We start from the raw sequence: 23,013 nt of genomic DNA on the forward strand, positions 1-23,013 counted from the left end.
TTTGTTCGCTTAGGGCTGCTGGACTTCCAGGCGGATCGCATCATACATCTGGCTCGTATAAAGGTCTCCCGTACGCTGGCCGTTCGCGTCATATATGTTCTTGGCATGCGTAAGCTGCAATACGTTCTCGCCCTTCTTCAGCAGGGCGGCGTCGAACTCGACCGTGAATTCCCGGTAAAAGGCATGAACGGCGCTGCGCGGCATGCCCGAGTCGCTCTTCGGCCCCGGCAGCGAGGCCAGGTTCGCAATCTCCGTGCCGTTCAGGTTCAGCCGCAGCGAACCGTTGCGCGAGGAGGCGATGCCGAAGGTGAGGGTCGCTTTGGTGCCTGCACGGTATACTTTATCGCTGTCAAAGCGGATCTTCCACGGCGTCAGCTGAGGATTGAATGGCACCTTAAGCTGTGCTGGCTCGCCTGGCGTTGCCGTCACCGGATGGGCATAGTTCCAATCCGTCCGCTCGCTGCTCTCGCCGATTGTGAAGTCCACCCCGTTCGGGAAGTCCAGAGGGTAATCGAGCCACAGCCCCCAGTGGTGGTAGTCATCCCCATGCCGGTATTCGCCTGCCGTCCGGTCCGGTGTGCCCAGGGTCCACAAAGTTGTGCCGTGTGTTTCCGGCGTCCACGTCAGGGCCGGCAGCTTCGTTTCTTTGGACGCCTGCACCGTGATGCCGTCCTTGCGGAATTCGCCGAAGTACCCTTTGACGAAGCTGTACAAGGTGTAGGTGCCCACCCGCACATCTGGAATCGTGAAGCGGCCTTGGCTGTCGGTCCGGATATAGTAGTTGTAGCCGAGGTTCTGATCCTGCCAGTCGGGACTTGGGTCTGCGAGAATCACCCACGCATTCGCCGCCGGCTCGCCGCCCGTGATCTTCAGCTGCCCCTTCACGCTGCCCCTGCGGTCCGCCTCATACAGCGGACTGTCCAGCCAGCGGTACGGCCATTTGCGCTGCTCCGCTTCCGCCCGGCGGTTCGCGTCCTTCCAGAGCTTGTCGGCATCTCCGCCCTGATTCACATAGAGGAAGGACGGCCCGTAGATTTTCTTCCAGCCCGGCGAAGGCACCACATTGCCGCGTCCGTAGTGGGATTCATGCTCATGCCACAGCAGGATCGGCGTGGTGTTCGTCTGGTGCACGGAGTTGCGCTGCTGCGTCGGACCGCCGTCGACGAATTCGTTGCTGCCCCGGATCAGCCAGATCCCGAGGTCCTTCCCGTACAGTCCCGTCACATTGAGGTCACCGGCATACTCGATGTGGTTGTACTTCGTGTATACCTCACCATTGGGCAGCTTGATGCTCGCATCCATGACCTCTTCCCCAGCTTCGAGCTCTGCTGGCGACGGCAGCGGACCGCGACGCTCTTCATCCACAGCATACGAATCGAACAGGTTCGGATCGACGCGGAACGCGTACCGGCCCTGGCCGATCGTGACGCCGCCCTCCACCGCTTCGGGATACCCTACGACCGAGTAGAAATAGAGACCGGGTTCATTCTTCATGAGCACAAAATGCAGCTCATACGAGAACGGCAGTACGGCGCGGTCGTCCACTGTCAAAGCGATGTCGATATGGTCTTCATCCTGAGCGGTTACCTTGTAGCTGAGCTCGTTCGTCGGCCCGAATTTCAGGTTCTTGCCGTTCTGCGAGTAGTTCAGTATGTAGTAGCCGGCCCCGCCGTTCGCCAGCAGGTTCGGGCTGTCCTCTCCGTATGTTATCGAGGTTACCGTGGCACTGCCCTTGTCGATCGTCACGCTGACCCGGCTGTTCTTCAGCGTCACGCTGCTTCCCTGGTCAATCAGCGACAGCTTCTCCTTATGCTGTCCGCGACCCGCATCTTGGGCCGCCGGCAGCTTTCCTTCCTGTGCCGGTGCCTGAACGGCTTCGGCTGCTGCAGCAGTCTTCAGCGGCGCCGTCCCTATCAGAACGCTGCCTGCCAGCAGCAGGGACGCGGCCGCCTTTCCTGCGGATCCCCTGCTTTGTATGGACCATGGACGCTTTTTTTTCATCGGTTCTCTCTCCTTTTCGAATCTCAATCTATATACTCAATCTCTATATCATCGGGTTCCCCCTGTGCTGTACGGGTCAGGATGAGCGTTTGCTCCGCGCGATCCGCCGGTATTCGCCGGGCGTGTGTCCTACCGTGCGGCTGAACAGCTTGCTGAAGAACGAGGGGTCGCCGAAGCCTACCGCCGCCGAGATGCCTTCTACACTGCGCGGTGTCTCATGCAGCATGTGCTTGGCTCTCTCGATCCGTATCCCCTGCAGCGTCTCGGTGATACTGCGGCCGGTCTCTTGGCGGAACACCCGGTTCAGGTGCCGGGAGGAGATCGAGAACACTGTCGCGAGGCCGGCCGCCGTAATGCGCTGGTGATAATGCGACTCCAGGTAGGCCAGTACCTTACGTACTAAGATCTCATGACCCCCGGCATGAGCGCCGGGGGGCTGGAGCACCTCCGGTCCCGTCGACTCCTCCTTGAGCTTCACGCGGGACAAAGTGATCAGGATATCGATCAGCCGGTTGCGGACGATCAGCCGGCTCCCCGGCGCCCCCTCCCGGATCTCGTTCATCATTCCCTCAAGCAGGCTCAGAATCACCGTCGACTCGCCGGAAGCGAGCGAGAGTCTGCGGGGGAGCCGGCCGGTGCCCTGGTACAGCGGAGCGACGTAAGGCAGGCTGTGAAGGGCATCCGAATCGGCGGGCAGGGACTGCCATACACTCTCCGGAAGGAAGAGGCAGTTGATGATCTCGAGCTCCGACTCCATTGCATCGGGAAAGGCATGGCTCTCTCCAGGAGCTATGGCGTAGATGTCTCCGGCACGGATCTCGAAGGTCACCTTATCAATGAGATGGCGTCCCGCACCATGGACGACATAGACCAGCTCGATGAAGTCGTGGCCGTGCTCGGGAAGCGGGTTGTGGCACCCGTGAGACGAACGCTGCACCCACACGCCCCATCCCTTCTCCGCATAACCGGCGAACGATTTGATTTCCATAGAACTCTCACCTCCAGCGTGATGATAAAGCAGAGCAGACCCTCACTTTTAATTCCTAGTATGTTTGTGTGAATTGTTTTAATTGTTTTCTATCATAAACCAACTTCTGCCGGAATGTCATGTGGAATTCGGACAAGATTCCGGGGAATCGGGACAACATGGGGACACGATCACAGGAATGCCCTCTAAATAAAGTGGATTGACAGGTTGAATCGGGGCTCTTATACTTTCTTTATCTTATATATTTAGTCGGATTAATTTCCGAGGCTCATCCTACCGGACCACCGGAGATGCCATTCCCACGCTTGTATGCATGGGAGAGGTGTCTCCTTTTTTTCATTTTCACTACAGCGAGGGGTGTGTCTTTTTGACAGCGACCTTTATGCGAAGCATAACGGAGCGCAAATGTATAGGTTTTCACTACAGCGAGGGGCGTGTCTTTTTGACAGCGACCTTTATGCGAAGCATAACGGAGCGCAAAAAGACACACCCGAGCCAGAGCATAAGGAGCGAACTTCCACATGACAACCAGCCCACGTCAAATGCGCCTCGGCGCCTTCCTCTCCGGAGCCGGCCACCACGTAGCCGCCTGGAGATATCCCGCTTCGAATGAACGCGGCATTCTGGACTTCCAGCATTACAAGCACCTGGCACAAACCGCGGAACGGGCCAAGTTCGATATGATCTTCTTCGCCGATATTCTCGCGGTCTCCGACGATCTGGACACCGCCGTCTCCTATATGTCGCCGATCCGGCCGGAGCCGCTCACCCTGCTCTCCGCCCTCTCGGTCGTCACCGAACACATCGGCCTGACGGGCACCCTGTCCTCGACTTACAGCGAGCCGTTCAATGTCGCCCGGCAGTTCTCCATGCTCGACCATCTCAGCGGAGGGCGCGCGGCCTGGAATATCGTCACGACCTCCAGCCGGGGAGCCGCCGCTAACTATGGACAGGAGAAGCACCTGGAGCACCATCTCCGGTATGAGCGGGCGCGCGAATACGTGGATGTCGTTACCAAGCTGTGGGACAGCTGGGAGGATGATGCCCTGCTCTTTGACAAAGAACAGGGGCTCTTCGCCGACCGGAGCAAGGTTCACCGCATCAATCACAGCGGGGAATGGTTCTCCGTGAAGGGGCCGCTGAATATGGCCCGTTCACCTCAGGGCCGCCCGGTCCTGATCCAGGCCGGCTCCTCCGAGGACGGGCGCGACTTCGCCGCGCAGTCGGCGGAAGTCATCTTCACGGCGTGGCAGACGCTGGGCGAGGCACGCGCATTTTATGACGACGTCAAAGGACGCGCGGGCCGGTTCGGACGCAGCAGGGACGATGTCAAGATCCTACCCGGCGTGCTGCCGATCATCGGGGCAACGGATGCGGAGGCGCGGGAGAAGTTTGAGCACTTCCAGAGCCTGATTCACCCGAAGGCCAGCATCACCCTGCTGTCGGGGATGATCGGCCACGACCTGTCGGGCTACGATCCGAACGAACCGTTCCCCGATCTGCCCGACACCGCAGACGGAGCCAAAGGCCGTCTGCATCTCATCAAGGATATCGCGAAGCGCGACTCCCTCTCCATCCTGGAGGTCAGCCGCCGCATAGCAGGGGCCCGCGGCCATCGGACGATCTACGGCTCGCCGGCAGGCATCGCAGACCAGCTCCAGGAATGGTTCACGGGCGGCGGATGCGACGGCTTCAACATTATGGCGCCGTATTTCCCGGGCGGCCTGGAGGAATTCGCGGAGAGTGTCGTGCCCGAGCTGCAGAGCCGCGGCCTGTTCCGCACGCAGTACGAAGGCCGCACCCTGCGTGAGAATCTGGGGCTGCGCAGGCCCGAAAGCCGCTACGCGAAGCGGGAGCTCGGCGTATAGCCCCGCGCGGAATCATTTGCACAAGGTGCACACGCTAAGCAGAACGACCAAAAAGGGACTTCACCTCGAATGGTGAAGTCCCTTTTGATGTTGGATGGCATGCATTCTGTTAGATCACGGGGGAAGCGGAATCAGGCGCCCTTCAAAGAGGAGTCCGGATTCTTCCTTGGGTTCAGGTAGCCTTGAAGATAGGGCAGGAACCACCGGTCTACCCCGATCTTAGAAGAATTGGCGGCTGCAGCTACGATCAAGAGCTCCATCACGACCATCTGGGGATTCGTGCTTATCGTTCCCGAGAACATGTACGAGAAGTTCATCAGCATGCCCATCAAGGCTGCGAACGTAGTAAACGAGCCTAGAATCAGGCCAAGGCCGACGAGCAGTTCCCCCCAAGGGACCAATACGTTGAACAGACCGACATTCGGGATGGCAAAGCTTTGCAAAAATTCAGCCCACCACGGCTGCACGGCAGGATTCTCCCCTCCCGCTTTCTTGACGGCCCCGAGCAGGAATCCTTCGGCATTGAACGAGCCGCCGGCAATCTTTCCCCAGCCCGCCTTCAGCCAAGTCCACCCTAAGTAAACACGCAGGACAGTCAGCACAAAGCTGACAAGCAGGTTGTTCTGCAAGAACCGCACGAACACGAAACTCACCCCTTCACTCTTCGTCAATAGGTTGAAAATCACCCTAATTATTATGAAATCCCCTTATTCTGTCAATCTACTTTACATAAACTTTGCTTTTGTGGCGAAATGCGGACAGGCCGTCAGCATAAGCTGGCGGCCTGATGTAATCATGTGTCACATCGGTTACGATTTTTTCGAATTCACTTGGATGGCAGCCGCTCCACTTCCTCCGCTGACCTGGTTATCGGGGGTGGGTCCCTGCGTCTCGAGGGATGGAGCCGGTTGACCGTCCGGCAGCTTCAAGAGATAACCTGAGCCTCCGCGGTACGGGACGGACAGCCTTCGGCTTAAACCAACAGCTTCATTTCATGAAGCTGGTCAAAGATGATCTGATTCACGGCAGATACGCGTTCCCGGTCCGCATAAGTTAACCAGGCGATTTCGGCGATCTCGGAAGCGGGGTTCAGTACTCCTTCATAATCCGCTTGATAACAAGCCATGCGGACCTTCACGCCCTCCGGCTTCCCATGCGCCTGCTTCTCGAACGTCCCCAGATGCGACACCGTGCCGGGAAGAATCCGGACGGACAATTCCTCTTCAATTTCCCGTACGAGCGTGTCGGTATCCGTTTCACCCGGCTCCCTTTTCCCGCCCGGCATATAATAGATTTCTTTGCCTGTGGAACGCGCGCATAAGATTCGGCCCTCCAGCAGATGAACCCAGGCGATCTTATCGATAGACTCCGTCATTGCGCTCACCTTCTCCTCGTTTCGTGGATGCTGTCACAGCCGATTCTAACATACATCCCGGGTGAGGATGTATTCTTTGCTGTTGATTTTACGTCTGTCAGTCTGTCGTTTGAAAAGTAAGCTGAATATTCTCCGCGTTGGCCGTTTGAAGTCCCATGCTGTAAGACGTATCCGCCGCAGGCTCGAACTCTATCACCCCGCTAGCGGCCGGGGAAACGTGCTGCTCCCAGATGATGCCGCTGCCGCTTCGAACCTGGAGGGTAACCTCACCTGACCCGACGGCTGCTTCGTAGGGAATCCGGATCGTGCCGGACACGGCTTGTACCTTCTCAACCTCATAGTAACCGCTAAGCGAACCGATCGATACCGTAACATTCCCATTCCTACTCACTTTGCTCGTCATAGAAGCCCGGTAACCGGATACGCCCTTGCCATCCCCGGCCGCACCTATCCCTTGGACGATGGCGACGGTAAGCGCAAAGAACGCGGCCGATATGATCAGGGGGGTCATCCTCCGTTTGGCGAGGGAGCCCTGAAGCTTCGCGTTCACGCCGTAAACGAACCGGAACAACAGAGGATAGCCGATCAGCGGGAACAGCACATCCGGAAATGAGAAGCGGGCCAGTACGGCCATGAGCAGAAGGAGCAAATAAACACCTATCCCCATCCAATAAAAGGCCACAAAGGAGCGTTTTTCTCTATAAGGCCTGCCAAATACGATTTCGATTCCTTTTTGCAGCATGATACGATCTCCTCCATCTGGTTCTGAAGATCTATTGTACAGTCCATTCTCACCGCTTGGCTCCAGGTAAATCATGTTATTCATGTTATTCTCTTGTAACCCATTCCCCTAACCATGAATCCTGTCAATCCGATGGACTCATAGGCACGGGTCAGCCACCCCAGCGGCTCCCCCTAAATAAAAAAAGACCTGGGTCCAAGCACGCGGCCGGCCCCAAGGTCTATGCATCCTTCATGACTGCTGCTCAAGCTTCGTTAGAAGCCAGGCCCAGGCCTGCGATCTGGAAACGTTGTCAAATCGGCAGACTTTGGCCTCTGTGATCGATAAAGACAAACGGACCCGAAGCCGGCGCGATCCGGCGTTCGATCAGATCCGCAATGCCGCGTGCCGCGTCCTCCGGATCACCCGGCGCCTGTTCTCCGCCCATATCGGTCCGAATCCAGCCGGGGTGAACGGCATGGACCGCGATATCTCTGGCCTGCAGATACCGGTGAAGCTGCTGCGAGAACATATTCAGCGCCGCCTTCGACAGGGCATAAGGGTAGTCCCCGCCGTAAGCGTTCGTCAGACTGCCTGCCTCCGACGAAATATTGACGATGCATCCCGACCGGTCCCCGAACAGCGGCAAAAAGTGCTTGACGACCCGCACCGGCCCGTAGAGATTGATATCCATCGACGCGGCCATGTCCTCCAGATCCAGCTCTTCCAGACGGCTGCCACGTCCCAGGAGGATCGCCGCATTATTGACTATCGCGTCCAATTCCACGCCGCTGCCTTTCAACGAGGCTGCAGCATCGGCGATCACGGCTTCATCCGCCACATCTAGTAAGGCGGTCAGCAGCCGGCCCGGATACTGCTCCCCCAAGCGGAAGAGGCGGCTGTTCCGTTCATCAGGCGAAGCTGCATCGCCCCTCACCCCTGCGATGACGGAATGACCCCGCTTCAGCAGCTCCGCCGTAACGGCATAACCGAGTCCCCTGTTCGCGCCGGTAACCACAATGTTCATGCTGCTAACCCTCCTGCCGGCCGGGTTTGTCATTCTCGAGCAGTTCAATCATCACCTTGAGATCCTTCAGCGTGTCGAGATAGGCATAACGCCCGCCGGGGTATTCGCCTTTCTGCAGCAGCGGCATCCCTCTGCGTTCCAGCACCGTCACTTTGTCCTTCATCCCTTCAATGGCAAAAGCAACATGGTGCACTCCTTCCCCGTCCTTGTCGAGGCATTCGCGCCATACGCTCGGTTCATGGTCCGGCTCGATCAGCTCCACCTGCAGGGAGCCCATGTCGAAGAAAGCCAGCTTGGCTCTGCCTTCGGTCCGCTCTCCCCTGTATTCCGTCTGCGCCTCCTCCACCGGCCCGGTGATGAACCACTGCGGTTTGTCTACACCAAAAAAGTCGGCGTATGCCTGTGACGTTTTTTCGATATCGTGAACAAGAATGCCGATTTGTGTAATGAACCGGGTGCCGAGCAAATGGGTTTCCATCATTATCCTCCTTTAGCTGCTTCTCTTCCATAAGTATATATCAATTGGTTTGGAAAGGCATGGTTCACTTTTTCGGCACTTTTTTGACCATGGTTTGATGATTCGAAAAAATTAATAAGTATGCAAACAAGTATATTGCAAACAAGTTTATGGAAGGCGGAATCACTCGCATCATGGATTGAGGAATCCACGGCCGCGGTACGGCTTGCACCTTCTTGGCCCGAGGTACCCATATTCCCGAGGCCGATCTCGGCGGTGGAACCCTTCTTCGGGTCAGGGTAGGATCTAACCCAATATATATTCATGCAAACAAGGATATTGCAAACAAGTTTATGGCGGCCAAACTCCTCCCTGCGAGGATAAGTCTGGCTGCTACTGGCCTTTCCGTTCTGCTTGTCGTCAAGGCTTGGGGGACACGGACTCACTGTTCGGGGAAGCTCTTCCCGTTCATCCGGTATTGCCGAAGGAAGGGATGGGACAGCCTTCCATTCCTTCCCTTCCTTGCGTCCGGCTCCCATGCGGCCTAAGGGATCTTAATCTCCTTCACTCCCTGGCCTGCGGCGGAGATAAAGAGCAGAGTATCCCCATAGGCCCAGGCTCCTGCGACCTGATCGGCAACCGCCAGCCGGAGCGCGCCTGCCCGGTCCAGGATCTTCAGCCCGTAATCGCCTCCCGCAGCCAGCTTGCAGAGAATACGGTCATTCAGAAACTGTACGCTGACGATCGCGTCCCCCATCACCAGCTCATCCTTGCCGGAGGAAGCCGCCTTATAAAGCTTCAGCGTATCATTCGGTCCTGCGGAGGTATAGTACACCTTTCCGTCCATGACTCCGAACGTAAAGGCAGCGACCTCGTTATGCGAAATCTTCTGTTCGCCCGAACCGTCCAGATTCGAGGAATACAGAAGCCTATCCGCCGTTTTGACATAATAGAGCTGATCCTTGATGATCTTGAAGCCGATCACCTCCGAGTTCACCAGAAGCTCGGTCTTGTTCGTCTTCAGGTTCACCCGGTAAATGCGGTTGAGGCGATCCTCCTGCACCTCAGAAGGTGTGGCTATCACATACACATGGTCACCGATGACCGTACTCGATGAGCTGCCGCTGAAGGAACGCGCCTCCCCATCCATCGAAATTTGCCAGCCGTAGTAGAACTTCGGATCACCTGCAGGATGATCGTATGGATTCTTCTCTCCTTTCGGTAACAGGTACATATTTCCTGTCTGCGGCGGAACGTGCTGGCTGATGAACAAGGTGCCTAAAGGGATTTCACGGAAATCCAAGTAACCCTGCTGCAGAATGACCCCTTTTCCATCCGGCCCCACCTTGCCGTATACATCCGAGCCCATAATGGCACCGCCGCTGTGATAAGAGAAATGCAGTTCATCCTCCTTCACCCGGATCGTCAGCGATTTGTTGATCCCGTAGCCCGTATCCGCCTCATAGGCGTAGACAAGCTTCTTCGCTTTCAGATCCGCTCCAGGTGCCCGGTAGATGTGATACTCCTTGCCGACAAGCTCCGAATAATAGTAATCCCCTTTGAAAAAGGCCACTTCCTGATCGCCGGCCGAAGCAGGGAGATTCAATGCCTTCACCTGTGGATTATCCGAGGTAATCGAAAGTCCAGCCGCGGCATCCCACCGGTAACCCCATCCGAACTCGTCATGGGCGAACCTCCAGGTGAGCGGAAAATATGTAATGTTGTTGAACAGCAGCAGCGGATATTCTTCCCTGCTGTTGTCGACCGTCTTCCCATTGATGGTGACCGGGAAGGTGGGCACGGTGGCTCTGGCCGTTTGACGGTTACGGGTATCGCTCGCGTAAGGGGCGTACGACGAGGTTACACTTCCTTTGCCAATGCTGAGTCCCTTCTGGGTGCTCCATCCCGTCTCGAGCCCGAGCAGCCGGCTGTCATACCAGGTGATCGGTACGTAGGTGATATCCTTATATACCAGGAGCGGATACTGTCTGTATTCGCTTTTCACTTCACTGCCATTGAAGTTCACCGTGAACTTCGGCAGAGTAACCGGTACGCTGGTGTCCGCCGCCTCGCTCTTCCCCGGGGAACCGATCAAGCTCATTCCCATTACCGCCGATGCCGCTGCCATCATGATTTTGTTTCTCAACTGTCTTCGCTCCTTTGGGCTTATCTCAAGCTGCTCTTCAGACGCACGCCGCCGGTGAATAGTTGCGGTGTCTGCAGCGAAGAATCCCCATGCCGTCCCCCCGTCTGCATAAAAAGAACCGCCGGCGTTCCGGCGGTCCTCCGCGTATCGTTTATACCACTCTGTAGCCTGAACCCTCGATCGCGCCCTTTATGCTGTTCATGCTCACTTGCGATTCGTCGTATTCCACCCGTACGGTCTGTCCCGCCAGATCCACATGCCCTTCGGCCCCGATGTTCCGCAGGGCGCCCTCCACCGAATCGGCACAGCTCTCACCGGTCATGCCCGCTACCCTTAATGTCGCCTCACTCATTCGTGCCTCGCTCCTTTGGCTTCCATGTTTTTTCCACCGGAACCTAGTTTTGCACGATATGCCTCCGCGCATGCATCGCAGAGACTGATTTTGTTTGAGCATCGGCTGTGGGGTACCGGCCGGCTCACCGTGGAGACACCCCGGAAGCTCAGTTCATAGGCTGGTCTGCAGGCGCATGTGTGACTTGTCGATGACATTGTCGATAGATACGTCATGTACGTAGCCGACCGGCGCCGTTTCGGTGATCAGCCCCATCAGGAACTTCTGGTCAACCGTATATAAACACGCAAACAAGTATATTGAATTCAAGCGTAATCATTCCGCTTATCCTGCACGATGAACAGCCCGGTCGTCTTGGACTTCCGGGAAGTCAACCGGCGTGCGGCTCGTGATGCCTCTCCTCCATCACACGGCGGAGCTTCCCCGCCGTCGCCGGCATCCGGCACGGAGAAAATACATCCGGCCCTTAAGGCCGCAGATTCCGGCAGCAGCAGCCGGACACAGCCAAAAAGGCCGCCGTTCCTGCCGGCAGCCTGCTCCCATGCGAATTCGATTACGCCCCTTGGACGGCTCCCAGGTGCTCTGCGAGCCGGTCCCAGGTTTCGGTGATGCCCTGGAGCATGCCCATGTCCATGACCTGCTTCAATGCCTCTTCCGTTGCATAGCTCGCCCGGCTGATAACCTTCGTCCGGCCGTCCTGCTCAATGAAGCTCAGCGTACACTCCGTTGAGGGCATCCCCGGTGCCGAATTGCCTTCGCTGTCCGAGAAGTAGTCCGTGTAGACGATCCGCTCCGGCGCTTCGATCTCGGAATAGACCGCTTTGCCCCACGATTCAAATCCGAAGAAATCCCCTTGGGCTTCATCGATGCATTTCATGCAGTAGTGCCACACCCCGCCGGGACGGAAATCCACGGTGCATACGGTAAGCGTCCAGCCTCTCGGACCCCACCAGTGTTTGAGATGCTCCGCCTCAGAGAATGCCTTGAAGACCAGCTCGCGAGGGGCGTTGAATACACGCTCCAATACCAGCTCCGTACCTTCCACCCGGGATACCATTGCATTTTCCTTCGTCGTCATCTTTCATTCCTCCTATGATATAGTAAGATGTTGAAAACAACGCTGGCCGGCGCCCTATGAATCCTTGGGCCGATTCTCTTGGGACTGCAGCTTCTGCAGGTAATCGTCCAGACGGTCGAACCGCTCCTCCCATTCCTTGCGGAACGCGGCGGCCCACCCCTCGAGCTCCGCAAATGGCTGCGGACGCAGCTGGTAAATGCGCCGGTTGGCATCCGGACGCACTTCGACGAGCCCGGAATCACTGAGAACCCTCAGATGTTTGGACACCTGCGGCTGGTTCAGATTCAGCCGTTCGGCGATCTCCCCTACCGTTAAGGGACCCTTCCGCAGAAGTTCGACCATGTGAAACCGGTTGGGCTCGGCAAGTGCATGCAGTGTTGTAAGATTCACGCCCATCGCTCCCTGCTCCTTTCATTAACAATATACGTCATTAGGAATATTCCTGTCAAGGAATATTTGGTTAAACAGAAGGCATGTATAATAACGTGCCGCCAAGCCCCCTAGGGTGAGGCCACGGGGACCCGGCCCCCCCTCTCGCCGGCCCGGAGCCCGCTGCCGCCCCGTCCTCTGTCAGCTCCGCACCCGCTTCAAGCGCACGGTGAATTCCGTCCGCTCGTGGGGGATGGAGCTCACTTCGATGGTCCCCTGCTGCCGCTCCACCAGCCGCCTCACGATGGCCAGCCCCAGCCCGCTTCCCCTTCTCGCGCGGCTGCGTGAAGGGTCGGCGGTGTACAGCCGATCAAATATAAACGGCAGCTCGCTCTGCGGAATCCCCGGCCCCCGGTCCCATACGGTTAAGGCGCAGTGCTCGCCTTCTTCCCTTACACAGACGCCGACCGCACCGCCCGCGGCGCCGTACCGCAGCGCGTTCGACAGCAGATTCGCAGCGACCCGCCCCATCAGTCCGGGCTCCGCCCATACCAGGGCAGGAGCAGAGGACAGCTCTACCTCAGGCTCCAGGCCGATCCGCTCGAACTCGGGATACAGCGTGAGCATCCACTCGGGAAGCAGCTCCGCCAGATCCACCGCCTGAAGCCGAATCGGGGTATCGTCCGCCTCAAGCTTCGAGAGCTCGAAAAAATCGCGCAGCATCGCGGACAACTCCCGCCCCTTGCGGGAGGCGATGTCCAGATAATGGGCCCGCTGCTCTTCCGTCAGGCGGCCGTCGCCCTGCACGGCTTCGATATAGCCGAGCATGCCGGCCAAGGGCGTCTGGATATCATGGGCCAGATTGGCCAGCATACGCCTGCGGGATTCATCGAGCAGCCCTGCCCGCACCGCCTCTTCCTTCCAGCGGTCCGCCAGCCGGCCGCATTCGTCCCTCAGCTCCATGAGGTCGCGGTCCCAGGCCGTGAGCCTCAGCTGCCGGCGGTCCTCCTCGTGCCGGAGCAGCCTCAGCCCCTGTGTCAGGGCGCGCATCTCCCGCTTCAGCCGCATCCAGAGGAGGAGCGGGATGCAGGCCGCCCCCATCCCCAGCCATACCAGCCAATTCAAGTGCGCCCACCCTCCCCGCAGCTCCCGAGCTTATAGCCGATCCCCCATACGGTCTGGATATATTGGGGCCGGGAGGGCTCTGGCTCGATCTTCGCCCTCAGCCGGCGGATATGGACCATCACCGTATTCTCGTCATACAGATAATCCTGCTGCCATACGGCCCGGAAGAGCTGGGCCTTGGAGAAGACACGGCCCGGCTGCCTCAGGAACACCTTCAGGATCTCGAACTCCTTCCCCGTCAGTCCGGCCTCCCTGTCCCCGACATAGACCTCGTAGGTCTCGGTGTTCAGCCGGATCCCCTGCTGCTCCAGCCACGGAGTCTCCCCCTGCCGCGCGCCGAAATCGAGGTACCTGCGCAGCATGGCATTCACCCGGGCGGAAAATTCCCCGAGCCCGAACGGCTTCGCCAAGTAATCGTCGGCGCCCATCCGCAGGCCGACGATCTTGTCGGTCTCCTCTCCGCGGCAGGACACCATGAGCACAGGCAGGCTGCCCGCCTGGCGGATGAGGCGCAGCAGCTCCAGCCCGTCCGTCCCCGGCAGCATGAGATCGAGTACCGCCAGGTCATATCCGCCCGGCGTCCCGCCCTCGCCCGCCAGCCGTTTGGCAGCCCCGGTTCCGTCTAGGCACCAGTCCACATGCAGCCCGTCCCGCTCCAGTCCATCCCGCATCAATGCTCCCAGATCCCCGTCGTCTTCGACAAGCAGAATCCTTTTCTCCCGTTCCCCGTAACGCATCCTCTGCTCCACTCCCGTATCCGAAGCAGGTCCTCCGCCGCAGCGAAGAAGCTGTCCATTCCTTGGTTCTATTGTATCATGCTGGAAGAACCGTCGTCACTCCCGGCGGCAGCTATCCCTCATGCGCATGGATATCCTTCCGTGCGAGCACCCTCAGACTTCCCGCAAGGAACACCGCGAAGAGCAGCAGCAGCCCTATGCCCCCCTGCAGGAGCTCGGCGCTTCCCGCGGAACGGGAAGGAATATCGAGCAGACTTCCGACGAGAATGCCCGGGTAAGTGAAGGGAAACCGGACGGCGATATCGGTCACGTCCCACACCACCTCGCCGATCACCGCCGCCAGCGTGCCGGCAGCCATATTGGCGATATAGCTCCGGAAGGCCAGCGAGATGCAGGCGAACAAGGGAACGAGGGCAAAGGACACCAGAATCAGCAGCATCGCGCATTCGATGTACCGCAGCCACATCGTCCAGGGGACCGGGGGCAGTCCGAACAAGAGCCCTCCCGCCGCTTTCATGCCGAAGTCGGCACCGTACACGAGGATGGTCAGCAGGAAGACCGCTGCATATTTGCCGAGCAGGAAGGTGCTTCGCCGGATCGGATACGTAAGCATCCCGGTCACCGTATTGTGCTGGAACTCCCCGATCACCGCATACCCCACCAGCAGACCCGTGATGATCGGCATCAGGCCCAGTGCGAATTGCCGGTAATGCGTGTAATACGTCCAGCTCCAGGTGAGCCGGGAAGGCGAATTCGCCAGATCCTGGTAATAGACCGAGAATTCGATCACATGCTTCACGAACAGGATGAACAGCAGCAGCCACAATCCTCTCGACCTGCGGAGCTTCAGCCATTCGGCATACAACACGCCCGTCATGCCCCTCTCCCCCCGATCAGCTTCAAATAGTACTCCTCCAGCGAGTCCTGCCTCTCCCTCAGCTCCAGCAGCTCCACTCCATCGCTGATCAGCTCCCGGGCAATGGCAGGGGCCCGCCCGGACTGCCCGTACAGCCGGACCGTCCCGGATTCCCTCAGCTCGTAGTCCAGGACGCCGAGCTTCTGCTCCAGCACCACCAGCGCCCGCTCCAGGGGCTCGGCCCGGAGCTCGATGCAGCTGCGGAGCGTCCGCTCGAGCTCCTCCGCCCCCTTCTGCTCCAGCAGCCGGCCCTCGTGCAGAATGCCGATCCGGTCTGCAATCTGCTGCACCTCGCCCAGCAGATGGCTGGAGAGCAGGATTGCCATGCCCTGCTGCTTGGCGAGATCCAGCAGCAGCTGGCGCAGCTGGTGCAGGCCTGCCGGATCGACGCCGTTGGCCGGCTCATCCAGGATGAGCAGCTCCGGGCCGTGCAGGATCGCCCTGGCAAGGCCCAGTCGCTGGCGCAGGCCCAGCGACAGACGCCCGGCGCGCACGTCCCCCACGCCGCCGAGCCCAAGCCGTGCCAGCGTCTCTTCCGTCCGGTCGGGGCCCGCGAAGCCGGTAAGCCGCCGGTGCATCCGCAGATGCTCCCTGACCGTCAGCTGCGGATAATGGCCGGGCACCTCCGGCAGGAAGCCGATCCGGGCGAAGCCTTCCCCGCCGCCTTCCAGCCTCCTGCCGAAGAGCTCCACCTCCCCGCTTGTCGGCAGCACCAGCCCCATGATCATGCGCAGGGTCGTGGTTTTGCCCGCACCGTTCTGCCCGAGGAATCCGTAGATCTCCCCCGGCGCCACCTCCATCGACACCTCTTCCACGGCAGCCTTCTGCCGTTTTCCATAACGCTTGGTTAATCCTGTCGTTCGAAGTACCGAGCTCAAGCATCATCCCTCCCTGCTCTTCATTATAAGAAGAGAAGCCGGGTATGCGGCTTACGGAGTTCTTACAAAAGTCTTACATTCCGCGCGGCTGGGTGCAGGCGCTGCAGCGTTACTCTGCAGGGATTATTTTACCATTAAATTATACTAAATCCACATTTTAGTATTATTAGTACCAAATTATGTAATACATCTACCAAATCCTCTGTGGTACGATCGGGTTGTGGATCGCTGGCCAGCATTTCACGCTTCCTGATACTTAGAATATGAGTCCGTGATCTACCAGAGGAGGAAAGGGTCAATGTTCAAAAAATTAGGCAAGTTATCCGCGATTGCCATGATGGCTTCCGCTCTGTTTATCTCCAGCGCGTCCGCTATGCCGATTGAGCAGGATATATTGGAGCCGGCCAACAACAGTTATACGACAACCTACCAGTTTACACAAAATACGTGGACTTCCTATATTCAAACCGGCAGCGATTTCGATTATATGAATTTTGTTGCTCCCAAAACGGTGAATCAGGAGGTATGGCTGCTTCCTCCTTACGGTAAAAACTACGCCATCGGGATCTACGAGTACGGCAGCGGTACGCCGATTGCGTATAAGCAGTCCTACGGAAACTATACTACGATGAATGCCAGCCTGGTGGCAGGCCGTAAGTATACCGTGCTCGTATTCCCTGTAGACGGTTCCTACGACACCAGCAACCCTTATTACATTGGGTTCCCTGTCTTGTTCCCTTACTAAACCTGCAATGACAAGGGCTGTCCCAAAAGGAAATAAATGATTTTTGATCCCCCACTTTGAATAGGCATTCAGCGATAAAAAATGACCTCATCCTCCACTTCACAATGGATGTTGAGGTCATTTTTGGGTTGTTCACATCTACTGGGAACACTTTTGGGACAGCCCCCTAGCATGTACTCCAAGCCACCTACACCGCTGCCCGCATGGTCCCCGTACCCCCGGCCCACGCCCTCAGTCCTCCAGCGACTGATAGACCAAGGTCCAGAAGTCTGTGAACACCCGCGGCCCTTGCGGGGATTCCATCATGCGCTGGGTCAGCAGGATGCCGACAAGATCCTCCTGCGGGTCGGTATAACCCGAGGTGCCGAAGCCTCCGTCCCAGCCGAACCGGCCGGGCGTCTGCCACAATTGGGTGCGGCGCAGATTGACCGCTCCGCCGAATCCCCAGCCGCTGTGCCCGCCGAAGAACCGGCCGGCTCCAGCCGCCTCTTTTTGCTCCGCCGTCAGGTGGTCGGCGGTCATGAGCTCGACGGCGGGACGGGAGAGGATCCGCTCGCGCCCGAGCCGGCCTTTGCCGAGCAGCATCCGGCAGAAGGCGAGATAGTCGTCCGCTGTGGAGACGAGTCCTCCCCCGCCGGAGGGGAAGACGGGCGGCCGCGTCCATGCGCTGTCCTGCGGGTCATCGAAGACCCGCAGGACAGCGCATGGACGGCCGGCAGGCGGTCCGACTTGGCTGCCGGCACATGGAAGCCCGTATCCTTCATCCCGAGCGGCTCGAACAGCCGCTGCTTCAGGAACGCTTCGAACCCCTGGCCCGAAGCGCGGGCGATGAGCACGCCCAGAATGTCGGAGCCCGTGTGATACATCCAGGCTTCGCCCGGCTGATGCAGCAGCGGCAGCTGACCGAGCCGCTTCATCCACTCGTCCGGCGTTACGGCCGGCGGTGTGGGTGCGGGTGCCAGACCTGCATCGGCGATGGCCTGCTGGATTGGATAGGTGCCCGGCGGTGCCATCACCGCACCGAAGCCGAGCCGGAACGTGAGCAGATCCCGCAGGGTGATCGGCCGATTCGCCGCTTCGGTATCGTCGACCGGACCGTCGAGACGCCGCAGCACTCTGCGGCCTGCCAGCTCGGGCAGCAGCTCATCCACCGGTTCGTCCAGCCGCAGGCGGCACTCCTCCACCAGAATCATGGCGGCAGCGGCTATGATGGGTTTGGTCATCGAGGCGATGCGGAAGATGGAATCCCGGCGCACCGGGGCTCCTCCGGTGGTCAGCGCACCGAACGCTTCCGCATGCACTTCGCCTCTGTGATAAATCATCGTAACGATGCCCGGCACTTCGCCCCGCTCCACATAACCCGACATGGCATCATACAGGCGGCCGAGCCGCTTTGAGGATAAGGGGCTGTTCATGGCCGGTCCTCCGCTTTCCTGCTCATTCTGATCTTCCTCCCGCATTCTGAGTAAAGCCTGGCCTTTAGGCTTCCGTCTACAGTGTAGCACGAACGCGGCCTGCGGATTACTCATGAATTGCGGTGCGGGGAACCTGCAGGGAACGGCTTGAGGGCTCCCCTCTTTTCTAGCCTATAGACTGCTGCATGCCGTTCTCCCGTCCGGGCTTAAGCTGCTTCCGCAGGTTCTCTGCAGCACGCTCCAACGCTTCTATGAACTGCTCCGCCGCCGCATCCCCGAACAGTTCCACCTGCAGCAGATCCGGCGAGTGGATCAGGTAAGAGACATGATCCTCATCCTTGTCGACCTGCACCCAGGCCGTAGCCCCCCGATTATGGAAGGTAACGACGGTTCTGCGGCCGGCACTCCCCGCTTCTCCCTGCGGACAGCCGGTCTCGGCTTCCACTGCCCAGAGGGTATGGCTGCCGCCGGTATCTTTTTGCTTCATCTTCCGGTCACCTCAGTTCAGGGTTATGTGTTTGTGTCCGCCACCGGGGCAAGACACGCCTGACTTCAGTATACCGGAGCATGCCAGCCGGAGGCTTTCCCTTATTTACGGCAATCGATACCTTTTCTTATCCTCCACTCCCCGGCCCCCACTCTCCAATCCCGCAGAAAAACGAAAGAAAGGGCCATCCCGGGCTTTCCCTGGAATGACCCTATCCGCTGTTAAGCTGGAACTATTTTTCCGTTCGTTCTCTGGGAAGAGCAGCCCTTCCATATTACTCCCGGTTCTTCCATGACAGCAGCTCGCTCACGGTGACGAGCTCGAACCCCTGCTCCTGCAGCTCCGGAACCAGGATGCGGACGGCCTCCACGGTCTGCTCCCGGTCTTGGTATCCATCGTGAAAGAGCAGAATGCCGCCGGACCGGACCGAGCTGCGGGTTTCCTGGAGAATATGCTCCACGCCGGGCTGACGCCAGTCTTCCGCCCCCGTATTCACCGCGCCGATGACCGCGTAGCCAAGTTCATCGGCCATAGCGGCTGCACCCTCATCGAAATCCAGGTAAGGCGGGCGGAATGTCACCGGCTTGCGTCCGGTGAGAGCCTCGATTCGCTCCCCGGTCCGCACAAGCTCGATGCGGCACTGCTCTCGACTCAATCGGGTGAGATAAGGGTGCGTGTACGTGTGATTGCCAAGCTCATGCCCTTCCTCCAAGCACCGGCGGGCGGTATCCTCATACCGCTCAAGATGTTCGCCGATCACATAGAAGGTTGCTCTGCCTCCGTACGCTCGGAAGATATCCAGAAGCTGCGGCGTATAGATGGGATGGGGACCGTCGTCGAAGGTGAAGGCGACGGCCTTGCGGTCCGTATTCACTTCATGGACCAGAATGGAATGCTGCACTGCACATCTTCTCCTTTCCTGTCCGCTGGTTGCGGCGGCTTCGCTAGCCCCGCGTGCGGGAGCCATTGATCTTCCCCTTCCCTCTTATCCCTTCACGGAGCCGGCAGCGATGCCTTCGACAATCCGGTTGCTGAGGATGAAGAAGATGAGCAGGATCGGCAGGATGCTGATCATGAGCGTCGCCCCAATCGCGCCCCAATCGGTCGTGTACTGGCCGACGAAATTCTGGACTCCGACGGTTAGTGTCTTCAGCTCGTCCGTGGAGATGAAGGTGTTCACGAATATAAACTCGTTCCAGTTGTAGATCATGTTGATGATGGATGCCGTCACGATCACGGAAGCGGTCATCGGCAGAATGACGCTGAAGAACAGCCGGTTGATCGAGCAGCCGTCCATGACCGCCGCCTCCTCCACCTCATGCGGCAGCGCCTGGTAGAACCCGAGCAGGATCATGATCGTGATCGGCAGATTAAATGCCGTGTACGACAGGACGATGCTGACGGGAGAATCGGTCAGCGACAGCTTCTGGAACAGGCTGAACAGCGGGATCAGGGTCGAATGGACCGGGATCATCAGCCCGACCATGAACACCCCAAGCACGAGCGGGCTCAGCTTCCACCGCATGCGGGTGATCGCGAAGGTCACGAAGCTGGCGAGCAGGATGGTAAGCAGAACGGAGAGTGCGGTCATCCATACGCTGTTGATGAAATACCGGGAGATGTTCCCCTGACTCCAGACATTGGCGTAATTCTCCCACCTCAGCTCCGTCGGGAGGGCCAGCGGAGGAAGGTTGAACACTTCCTGGTTATTTTTCAAGGAGAAGAACAGAAGCCAGACCAGCGGAAGAATCTGGAGGACGGCGGCGGCGGCCAGAACCGCGTACAGCAGGGCGTATCCGGCCCGGGAGCCGTGCGAGCGGGAGGCAAGTGCCGCGCTCTGCGGACGGATCATCCGAGGACTGCGGTCGGTGGCGAGTTTCATCACGGAGCTCTCCCCTCTTTCAGGAATATTGGATGGTGTCTTTCGTGGCGGTCAGTCTGCGGATTCCCCAGGTCGCGACCAGGCAGACGATCAGCAGGAAGAAACCGATGGCGCTGCCATAGCCGAAGTCGAAGCTGCGGAACGCCTTGGAATACATGTAGGAGGCCATGACCTCGGATGCGCCGTTCGGTCCGCCGTCGGTCATGACGTAGATCAGGTCAAAATACTTCAGCGACCCGACCACCGCCAGCACGACCGTGACCTTGATCACCTCGGCGATCAACGGCAGCTTGATGCGCAGGGCAATCTGCAGGGAAGTCGCCCCGTCGATCCGTGCGGCCTCGATCAGGGAGGCAGGAATGTTCTTGAGCGCGGCGTAGTAAATCAGGATGTAGAATCCGGCGTACTGCCACAGGATCGGGACGAACAGGGCAGTCAGGACGATACTAGGGTCGGCCAGCCAATCCGGCGTCTCCTTCACCCCGAGTGTACTTAGGAAGCTGTTCAGGATGCCGCTCGAAGGATGATAAATCTTGAGCCACAGCTGCGCTATGGCGACCGAGGACAGGAGCATCGGAATGAGATAGATTTTGCGCAGCAGGTTCGCCCCTCGGATCCGGCCGGAGAGCACCAGCGCGACGAGCATATAGCCGGCCAGGCTCAGCGCCGAAAGCAGAGCGAACAGGAAGGAGTGCAGCATGCTGCTTCCGAATGCGGCATCCTTCAGCAGGGTCTTGTAATTCTCCAGCCCGATGAAGGTCATCGGACTGACGCCGTCCCACTGCATGAGCCCATAATAGCCGGTAAGGATAATCGGTACATAGATGATCGCGAGGATAAGCAGCAGAGACGGCAGCACATACAGCGCAATCACCCTGGGGTTCGACATGACTTTGTGCATCGCAAGTTTCCTCCTTGAAGCTGCAGCTGAGTGGTGATGGAATGCCGGAAGAAGAAAAGGACCTGCCCTGCAGCCCGGCAAGTCCACTCCCGTACCGCGGGGGCTCCTTATTTGCCCGCCTTGAGTGCCTCCTCCTGCTTCTTCGCGAATTCTTCAGGCGTGAGCGCCTTGCCGGCCAGCGCCTGCACGAGGTTGTGGTGCTCTTCGGAAGCACCCGGCTTCATCTGAACGTCCACATACAGCGTTACTTTGTCCGCTTTGCCCAGCTCACTCAGCAGCTCCGTGAACATCGGCGGAAGCTGGACGGCCGATGTATCGACCTTCGTCGCGGGAATGATGCCTGCTTTGGTGACCGAGTTCTCGCCCCACTTCTGGACGAAGTAGCTGACGAACTTCTTCGCTTCATCCTTCACCTTCGACTTCTCGGAGACGAAGAGCCCGACACCCGGGCCGCCCACCCAGTTATTGATCGTCCCCTTGCCGCCCTCCACGGTCGGGAATTTGAAGAAGCCGATCTTATCCTTGAACGCCTGCGGCACATCCGGGTTCGTGGTGTAGTTCGGCACCTCCCACGTTCCCATCGCGTACATGGCGGCCTTCTCGTTCATGAACTCCGACTTCGCTTCATCGTTGGACAACCCGTTGAAGCCCTTCTGGAAGGCCTTCAGGTCCACGAGCTCCTGCATCGTCTTGCCGGCCTGAATCAGCGCCGGATCGGTGAACGTGCCGGATGCGATCGATTTGTCCAGCAGACCGGCGCCTCCGATGCGCTCCGCAAGGTACATATACCAGAACGAAGAGGTCCAGGCGTCTTTGCCGCCGAGCGCTACCGGGGTGACTCCGTTGTCCGTCAGCGTCTTGATGACCGTCTTCAGCTCCTCCATCGTAGCCGGCGGCGTCAAGTTGTATTTTTTGAACATCTCCTTGTTGTAATACACCGGCACGATGTTCAGCTCCACCGGAAGCGCATACGTTTTGCCGTCAATGGCATAGGCCTCCGTCGTCCCGCTCACGAACTTGCCGTTCAGGTCGCCCTTCAGCAGATCGTCGAGCGGGGTGAACATGTTCCCTTTGATGTAGGGCTCAAGGAAGCCGGCAGCCCAGGTGAAGCCCACATCCGGCAGGTTGTTGGAAGCCGAGAGCACCTTGAGCTTGTTCTTGTACTGCTCGTTCTCGAGCACTTCCGTCTGGATCGTCACCTTCGGGTTGGCCGCCTGATATTCGTCGATAATCTGCTTCACGAGCTTGTTCTGGGCCGAGTTGCTGCCGTCCGGCCAGAGATGCATCATCTTCAGCGTTACTTTCTCCCCGCCTGCCGTGCCGGTGTTCCCTGCGCTGCTGCTTGCACCACCGGTGCTTCCACCTCCGCCGCACCCGGCCAGAAGCGTCCCCAGCATGGCTGTCGTGAGTGCGGCTGCATAAACCTGTTTCTTCATCGTCTTTTATTCCCCCCAGACTATGGATATATGGATATGTAAGCACTTTCCTTACTGCTTTTTCAGTGTAGCACCCCCGTTCCGCTTCCGTAAGGACGCACCGATTGGG

At 58.7% G+C, this 23,013-nt stretch carries 22 protein-coding genes and 2 pseudogenes; 2 read left to right on the forward strand and 22 right to left on the reverse strand.

Going from position 1 to position 23,013, the window contains the following annotated elements; genetic code table 11:
* Nucleotides 1–9 precede the first annotated feature (9 nt).
* Both ACP26L_RS20790 and ACP26L_RS20795 read right to left on the reverse strand, forming a co-directional pair.
* Complete coding sequence (locus ACP26L_RS20790; protein WP_426445993.1) at nucleotides 10–2,001, reverse strand: polysaccharide lyase family protein; 1,992 nt, start codon at nucleotides 1,999–2,001, stop codon at nucleotides 10–12.
* 76 nt (nucleotides 2,002–2,077) lie between these two features.
* The gene (locus tag ACP26L_RS20795) at nucleotides 2,078–2,989 is read right to left on the reverse strand and encodes a helix-turn-helix domain-containing protein (RefSeq protein WP_426445994.1); all 912 of its coding nucleotides are present in this window, start codon (nucleotides 2,987–2,989) and stop codon (nucleotides 2,078–2,080) included.
* A gap of 521 nt (nucleotides 2,990–3,510) precedes the next feature.
* Here ACP26L_RS20795 and ACP26L_RS20800 point away from each other — a divergent pair.
* Nucleotides 3,511–4,857: an LLM class flavin-dependent oxidoreductase gene (locus ACP26L_RS20800; protein WP_426445996.1), complete on the forward strand. Its 1,347-nt coding sequence runs from the start codon at nucleotides 3,511–3,513 to the stop codon at nucleotides 4,855–4,857.
* Between the two features lie 131 nt (nucleotides 4,858–4,988).
* Here ACP26L_RS20800 and ACP26L_RS20805 read toward each other — a convergent pair whose 3' ends face one another.
* The 14 genes and pseudogenes from ACP26L_RS20805 to ACP26L_RS20870 form a co-directional block, all read right to left on the reverse strand.
* Nucleotides 4,989–5,501 (reverse strand): DoxX family membrane protein, encoded by a 513-nt coding sequence (locus ACP26L_RS20805; protein ID WP_426455033.1) that lies wholly within the window; start codon nucleotides 5,499–5,501, stop codon nucleotides 4,989–4,991.
* Between the two features lie 458 nt (nucleotides 5,502–5,959).
* Nucleotides 5,960–6,232: pseudogene (locus ACP26L_RS20810) on the reverse strand (NUDIX hydrolase); the annotation flags it as partial.
* 97 nt (nucleotides 6,233–6,329) lie between these two features.
* A complete protein-coding gene (locus ACP26L_RS20815; RefSeq protein ID WP_426445997.1) occupies nucleotides 6,330–6,974 on the reverse strand; it encodes a hypothetical protein in 645 nt (214 codons plus the stop codon).
* Nucleotides 6,975–7,266: 292 nt separating this feature from the next.
* A complete protein-coding gene (locus ACP26L_RS20820; protein ID WP_426445999.1) occupies nucleotides 7,267–7,980 on the reverse strand; it encodes an SDR family NAD(P)-dependent oxidoreductase in 714 nt (237 codons plus the stop codon).
* 4 nt (nucleotides 7,981–7,984) lie between these two features.
* Nucleotides 7,985–8,458, reverse strand: coding sequence for a VOC family protein (locus ACP26L_RS20825; RefSeq protein ID WP_426446001.1), 474 nt, complete (start codon nucleotides 8,456–8,458; stop codon nucleotides 7,985–7,987).
* A gap of 523 nt (nucleotides 8,459–8,981) precedes the next feature.
* Nucleotides 8,982–10,583, reverse strand: a complete 1,602-nt coding sequence (locus tag ACP26L_RS20830; protein ID WP_426446003.1) for a DUF5050 domain-containing protein — start codon at nucleotides 10,581–10,583, stop codon at nucleotides 8,982–8,984.
* Nucleotides 10,584–10,734: 151 nt separating this feature from the next.
* Nucleotides 10,735–10,935: a heavy-metal-associated domain-containing protein gene (locus tag ACP26L_RS20835; protein WP_426446005.1), complete on the reverse strand. Its 201-nt coding sequence runs from the start codon at nucleotides 10,933–10,935 to the stop codon at nucleotides 10,735–10,737.
* Between the two features lie 153 nt (nucleotides 10,936–11,088).
* Entirely contained in the window at nucleotides 11,089–11,229 is a 141-nt protein-coding gene (locus tag ACP26L_RS20840; RefSeq protein ID WP_426446007.1) for a hypothetical protein, read from the reverse strand.
* Between the two features lie 259 nt (nucleotides 11,230–11,488).
* A complete protein-coding gene (locus ACP26L_RS20845; protein WP_426446009.1) occupies nucleotides 11,489–12,013 on the reverse strand; it encodes an SRPBCC domain-containing protein in 525 nt (174 codons plus the stop codon).
* 54 nt (nucleotides 12,014–12,067) lie between these two features.
* A complete protein-coding gene (locus ACP26L_RS20850) occupies nucleotides 12,068–12,409 on the reverse strand; it encodes an ArsR/SmtB family transcription factor (RefSeq protein WP_426446011.1) in 342 nt (113 codons plus the stop codon).
* Nucleotides 12,410–12,583: 174 nt separating this feature from the next.
* Nucleotides 12,584–13,507 carry a sensor histidine kinase gene (locus ACP26L_RS20855; RefSeq protein ID WP_426446012.1) on the reverse strand — a complete coding sequence of 308 codons (924 nt, stop codon included), beginning with the start codon at nucleotides 13,505–13,507 and terminating at the stop codon, nucleotides 12,584–12,586.
* Nucleotides 13,504–14,244 (reverse strand): response regulator transcription factor, encoded by a 741-nt coding sequence (locus tag ACP26L_RS20860; protein ID WP_426446014.1) that lies wholly within the window; start codon nucleotides 14,242–14,244, stop codon nucleotides 13,504–13,506. The genes ACP26L_RS20855 and ACP26L_RS20860 overlap by 4 nt, the downstream gene beginning before the upstream one ends.
* 112 nt (nucleotides 14,245–14,356) lie before the next feature.
* Nucleotides 14,357–15,121, reverse strand: a complete 765-nt coding sequence (locus ACP26L_RS20865) for an ABC transporter permease (RefSeq protein WP_426446016.1) — start codon at nucleotides 15,119–15,121, stop codon at nucleotides 14,357–14,359.
* Complete coding sequence (locus ACP26L_RS20870) at nucleotides 15,118–16,038, reverse strand: ABC transporter ATP-binding protein (protein WP_426446018.1); 921 nt, start codon at nucleotides 16,036–16,038, stop codon at nucleotides 15,118–15,120. The genes ACP26L_RS20865 and ACP26L_RS20870 overlap by 4 nt, the downstream gene beginning before the upstream one ends.
* A 298-nt stretch (nucleotides 16,039–16,336) precedes the next feature.
* Here ACP26L_RS20870 and ACP26L_RS20875 point away from each other — a divergent pair, with 298 nt between their 5' ends.
* Entirely contained in the window at nucleotides 16,337–16,783 is a 447-nt protein-coding gene (locus tag ACP26L_RS20875) for a hypothetical protein (RefSeq protein WP_426446020.1), read from the forward strand.
* Between the two features lie 231 nt (nucleotides 16,784–17,014).
* Here ACP26L_RS20875 and ACP26L_RS20880 read toward each other — a convergent pair.
* The 6 genes and pseudogenes from ACP26L_RS20880 to ACP26L_RS20905 all read right to left on the reverse strand — a co-directional run bounded on the left by ACP26L_RS20880 (nucleotide 17,015) and on the right by ACP26L_RS20905 (nucleotide 22,904).
* A pseudogene (locus ACP26L_RS20880) lies at nucleotides 17,015–18,198 on the reverse strand (serine hydrolase domain-containing protein).
* Nucleotides 18,199–18,364: 166 nt separating this feature from the next.
* Nucleotides 18,365–18,685 (reverse strand): hypothetical protein, encoded by a 321-nt coding sequence (locus ACP26L_RS20885; RefSeq protein WP_426446022.1) that lies wholly within the window; start codon nucleotides 18,683–18,685, stop codon nucleotides 18,365–18,367.
* A gap of 274 nt (nucleotides 18,686–18,959) precedes the next feature.
* A complete protein-coding gene (locus ACP26L_RS20890; protein ID WP_426446024.1) occupies nucleotides 18,960–19,586 on the reverse strand; it encodes a polysaccharide deacetylase family protein in 627 nt (208 codons plus the stop codon).
* 84 nt (nucleotides 19,587–19,670) lie between these two features.
* Entirely contained in the window at nucleotides 19,671–20,537 is an 867-nt protein-coding gene (locus tag ACP26L_RS20895) for a carbohydrate ABC transporter permease (RefSeq protein WP_426455035.1), read from the reverse strand.
* 49 nt (nucleotides 20,538–20,586) lie between these two features.
* Nucleotides 20,587–21,468, reverse strand: a complete 882-nt coding sequence (locus tag ACP26L_RS20900; protein WP_426446025.1) for a carbohydrate ABC transporter permease — start codon at nucleotides 21,466–21,468, stop codon at nucleotides 20,587–20,589.
* Between the two features lie 107 nt (nucleotides 21,469–21,575).
* Nucleotides 21,576–22,904: an extracellular solute-binding protein gene (locus ACP26L_RS20905; protein ID WP_426446027.1), complete on the reverse strand. Its 1,329-nt coding sequence runs from the start codon at nucleotides 22,902–22,904 to the stop codon at nucleotides 21,576–21,578.
* Between the last annotated feature and the right edge of the window lie 109 nt (nucleotides 22,905–23,013).

Origin of the sequence: Paenibacillus sp. S-38, from assembly GCF_049942825.1 — a bacterium.
Lineage (GTDB): Bacteria > Bacillota > Bacilli > Paenibacillales > NBRC-103111 > Paenibacillus_G.

Excerpts from the sequence above, each read along its gene's own strand:
- ACP26L_RS20795 (WP_426445994.1), bottom strand. The coding sequence starts at position 2,989 with ATGGAAATCAAATCGTTCGCCGGTTATGCGGAGAAGGGATGGGGCGTG.
- ACP26L_RS20800 (WP_426445996.1), top strand. The coding sequence starts at position 3,511 with ATGACAACCAGCCCACGTCAAATGCGCCTCGGCGCCTTCCTCTCCGGA.
- ACP26L_RS20875 (WP_426446020.1), top strand. The coding sequence starts at position 16,337 with ATGTTCAAAAAATTAGGCAAGTTATCCGCGATTGCCATGATGGCTTCC.
- ACP26L_RS20845 (WP_426446009.1), bottom strand. The coding sequence starts at position 12,013 with ATGACGACGAAGGAAAATGCAATGGTATCCCGGGTGGAAGGTACGGAG.
- ACP26L_RS20905 (WP_426446027.1), bottom strand. The coding sequence starts at position 22,904 with ATGAAGAAACAGGTTTATGCAGCCGCACTCACGACAGCCATGCTGGGG.
- ACP26L_RS20860 (WP_426446014.1), bottom strand. The coding sequence starts at position 14,244 with ATGCGTTACGGGGAACGGGAGAAAAGGATTCTGCTTGTCGAAGACGAC.
- ACP26L_RS20850 (WP_426446011.1), bottom strand. The coding sequence starts at position 12,409 with ATGGGCGTGAATCTTACAACACTGCATGCACTTGCCGAGCCCAACCGG.
- ACP26L_RS20865 (WP_426446016.1), bottom strand. The coding sequence starts at position 15,121 with ATGACGGGCGTGTTGTATGCCGAATGGCTGAAGCTCCGCAGGTCGAGA.
- ACP26L_RS20885 (WP_426446022.1), bottom strand. The coding sequence starts at position 18,685 with ATGAAGCAAAAAGATACCGGCGGCAGCCATACCCTCTGGGCAGTGGAA.
- ACP26L_RS20895 (WP_426455035.1), bottom strand. The coding sequence starts at position 20,537 with ATGATCCGTCCGCAGAGCGCGGCACTTGCCTCCCGCTCGCACGGCTCC.
- ACP26L_RS20900 (WP_426446025.1), bottom strand. The coding sequence starts at position 21,468 with ATGCACAAAGTCATGTCGAACCCCAGGGTGATTGCGCTGTATGTGCTG.
- ACP26L_RS20820 (WP_426445999.1), bottom strand. The coding sequence starts at position 7,980 with ATGAACATTGTGGTTACCGGCGCGAACAGGGGACTCGGTTATGCCGTT.
- ACP26L_RS20815 (WP_426445997.1), bottom strand. The coding sequence starts at position 6,974 with ATGCTGCAAAAAGGAATCGAAATCGTATTTGGCAGGCCTTATAGAGAA.
- ACP26L_RS20835 (WP_426446005.1), bottom strand. The coding sequence starts at position 10,935 with ATGAGTGAGGCGACATTAAGGGTAGCGGGCATGACCGGTGAGAGCTGT.
- ACP26L_RS20790 (WP_426445993.1), bottom strand. The coding sequence starts at position 2,001 with ATGAAAAAAAAGCGTCCATGGTCCATACAAAGCAGGGGATCCGCAGGA.
- ACP26L_RS20825 (WP_426446001.1), bottom strand. The coding sequence starts at position 8,458 with ATGGAAACCCATTTGCTCGGCACCCGGTTCATTACACAAATCGGCATT.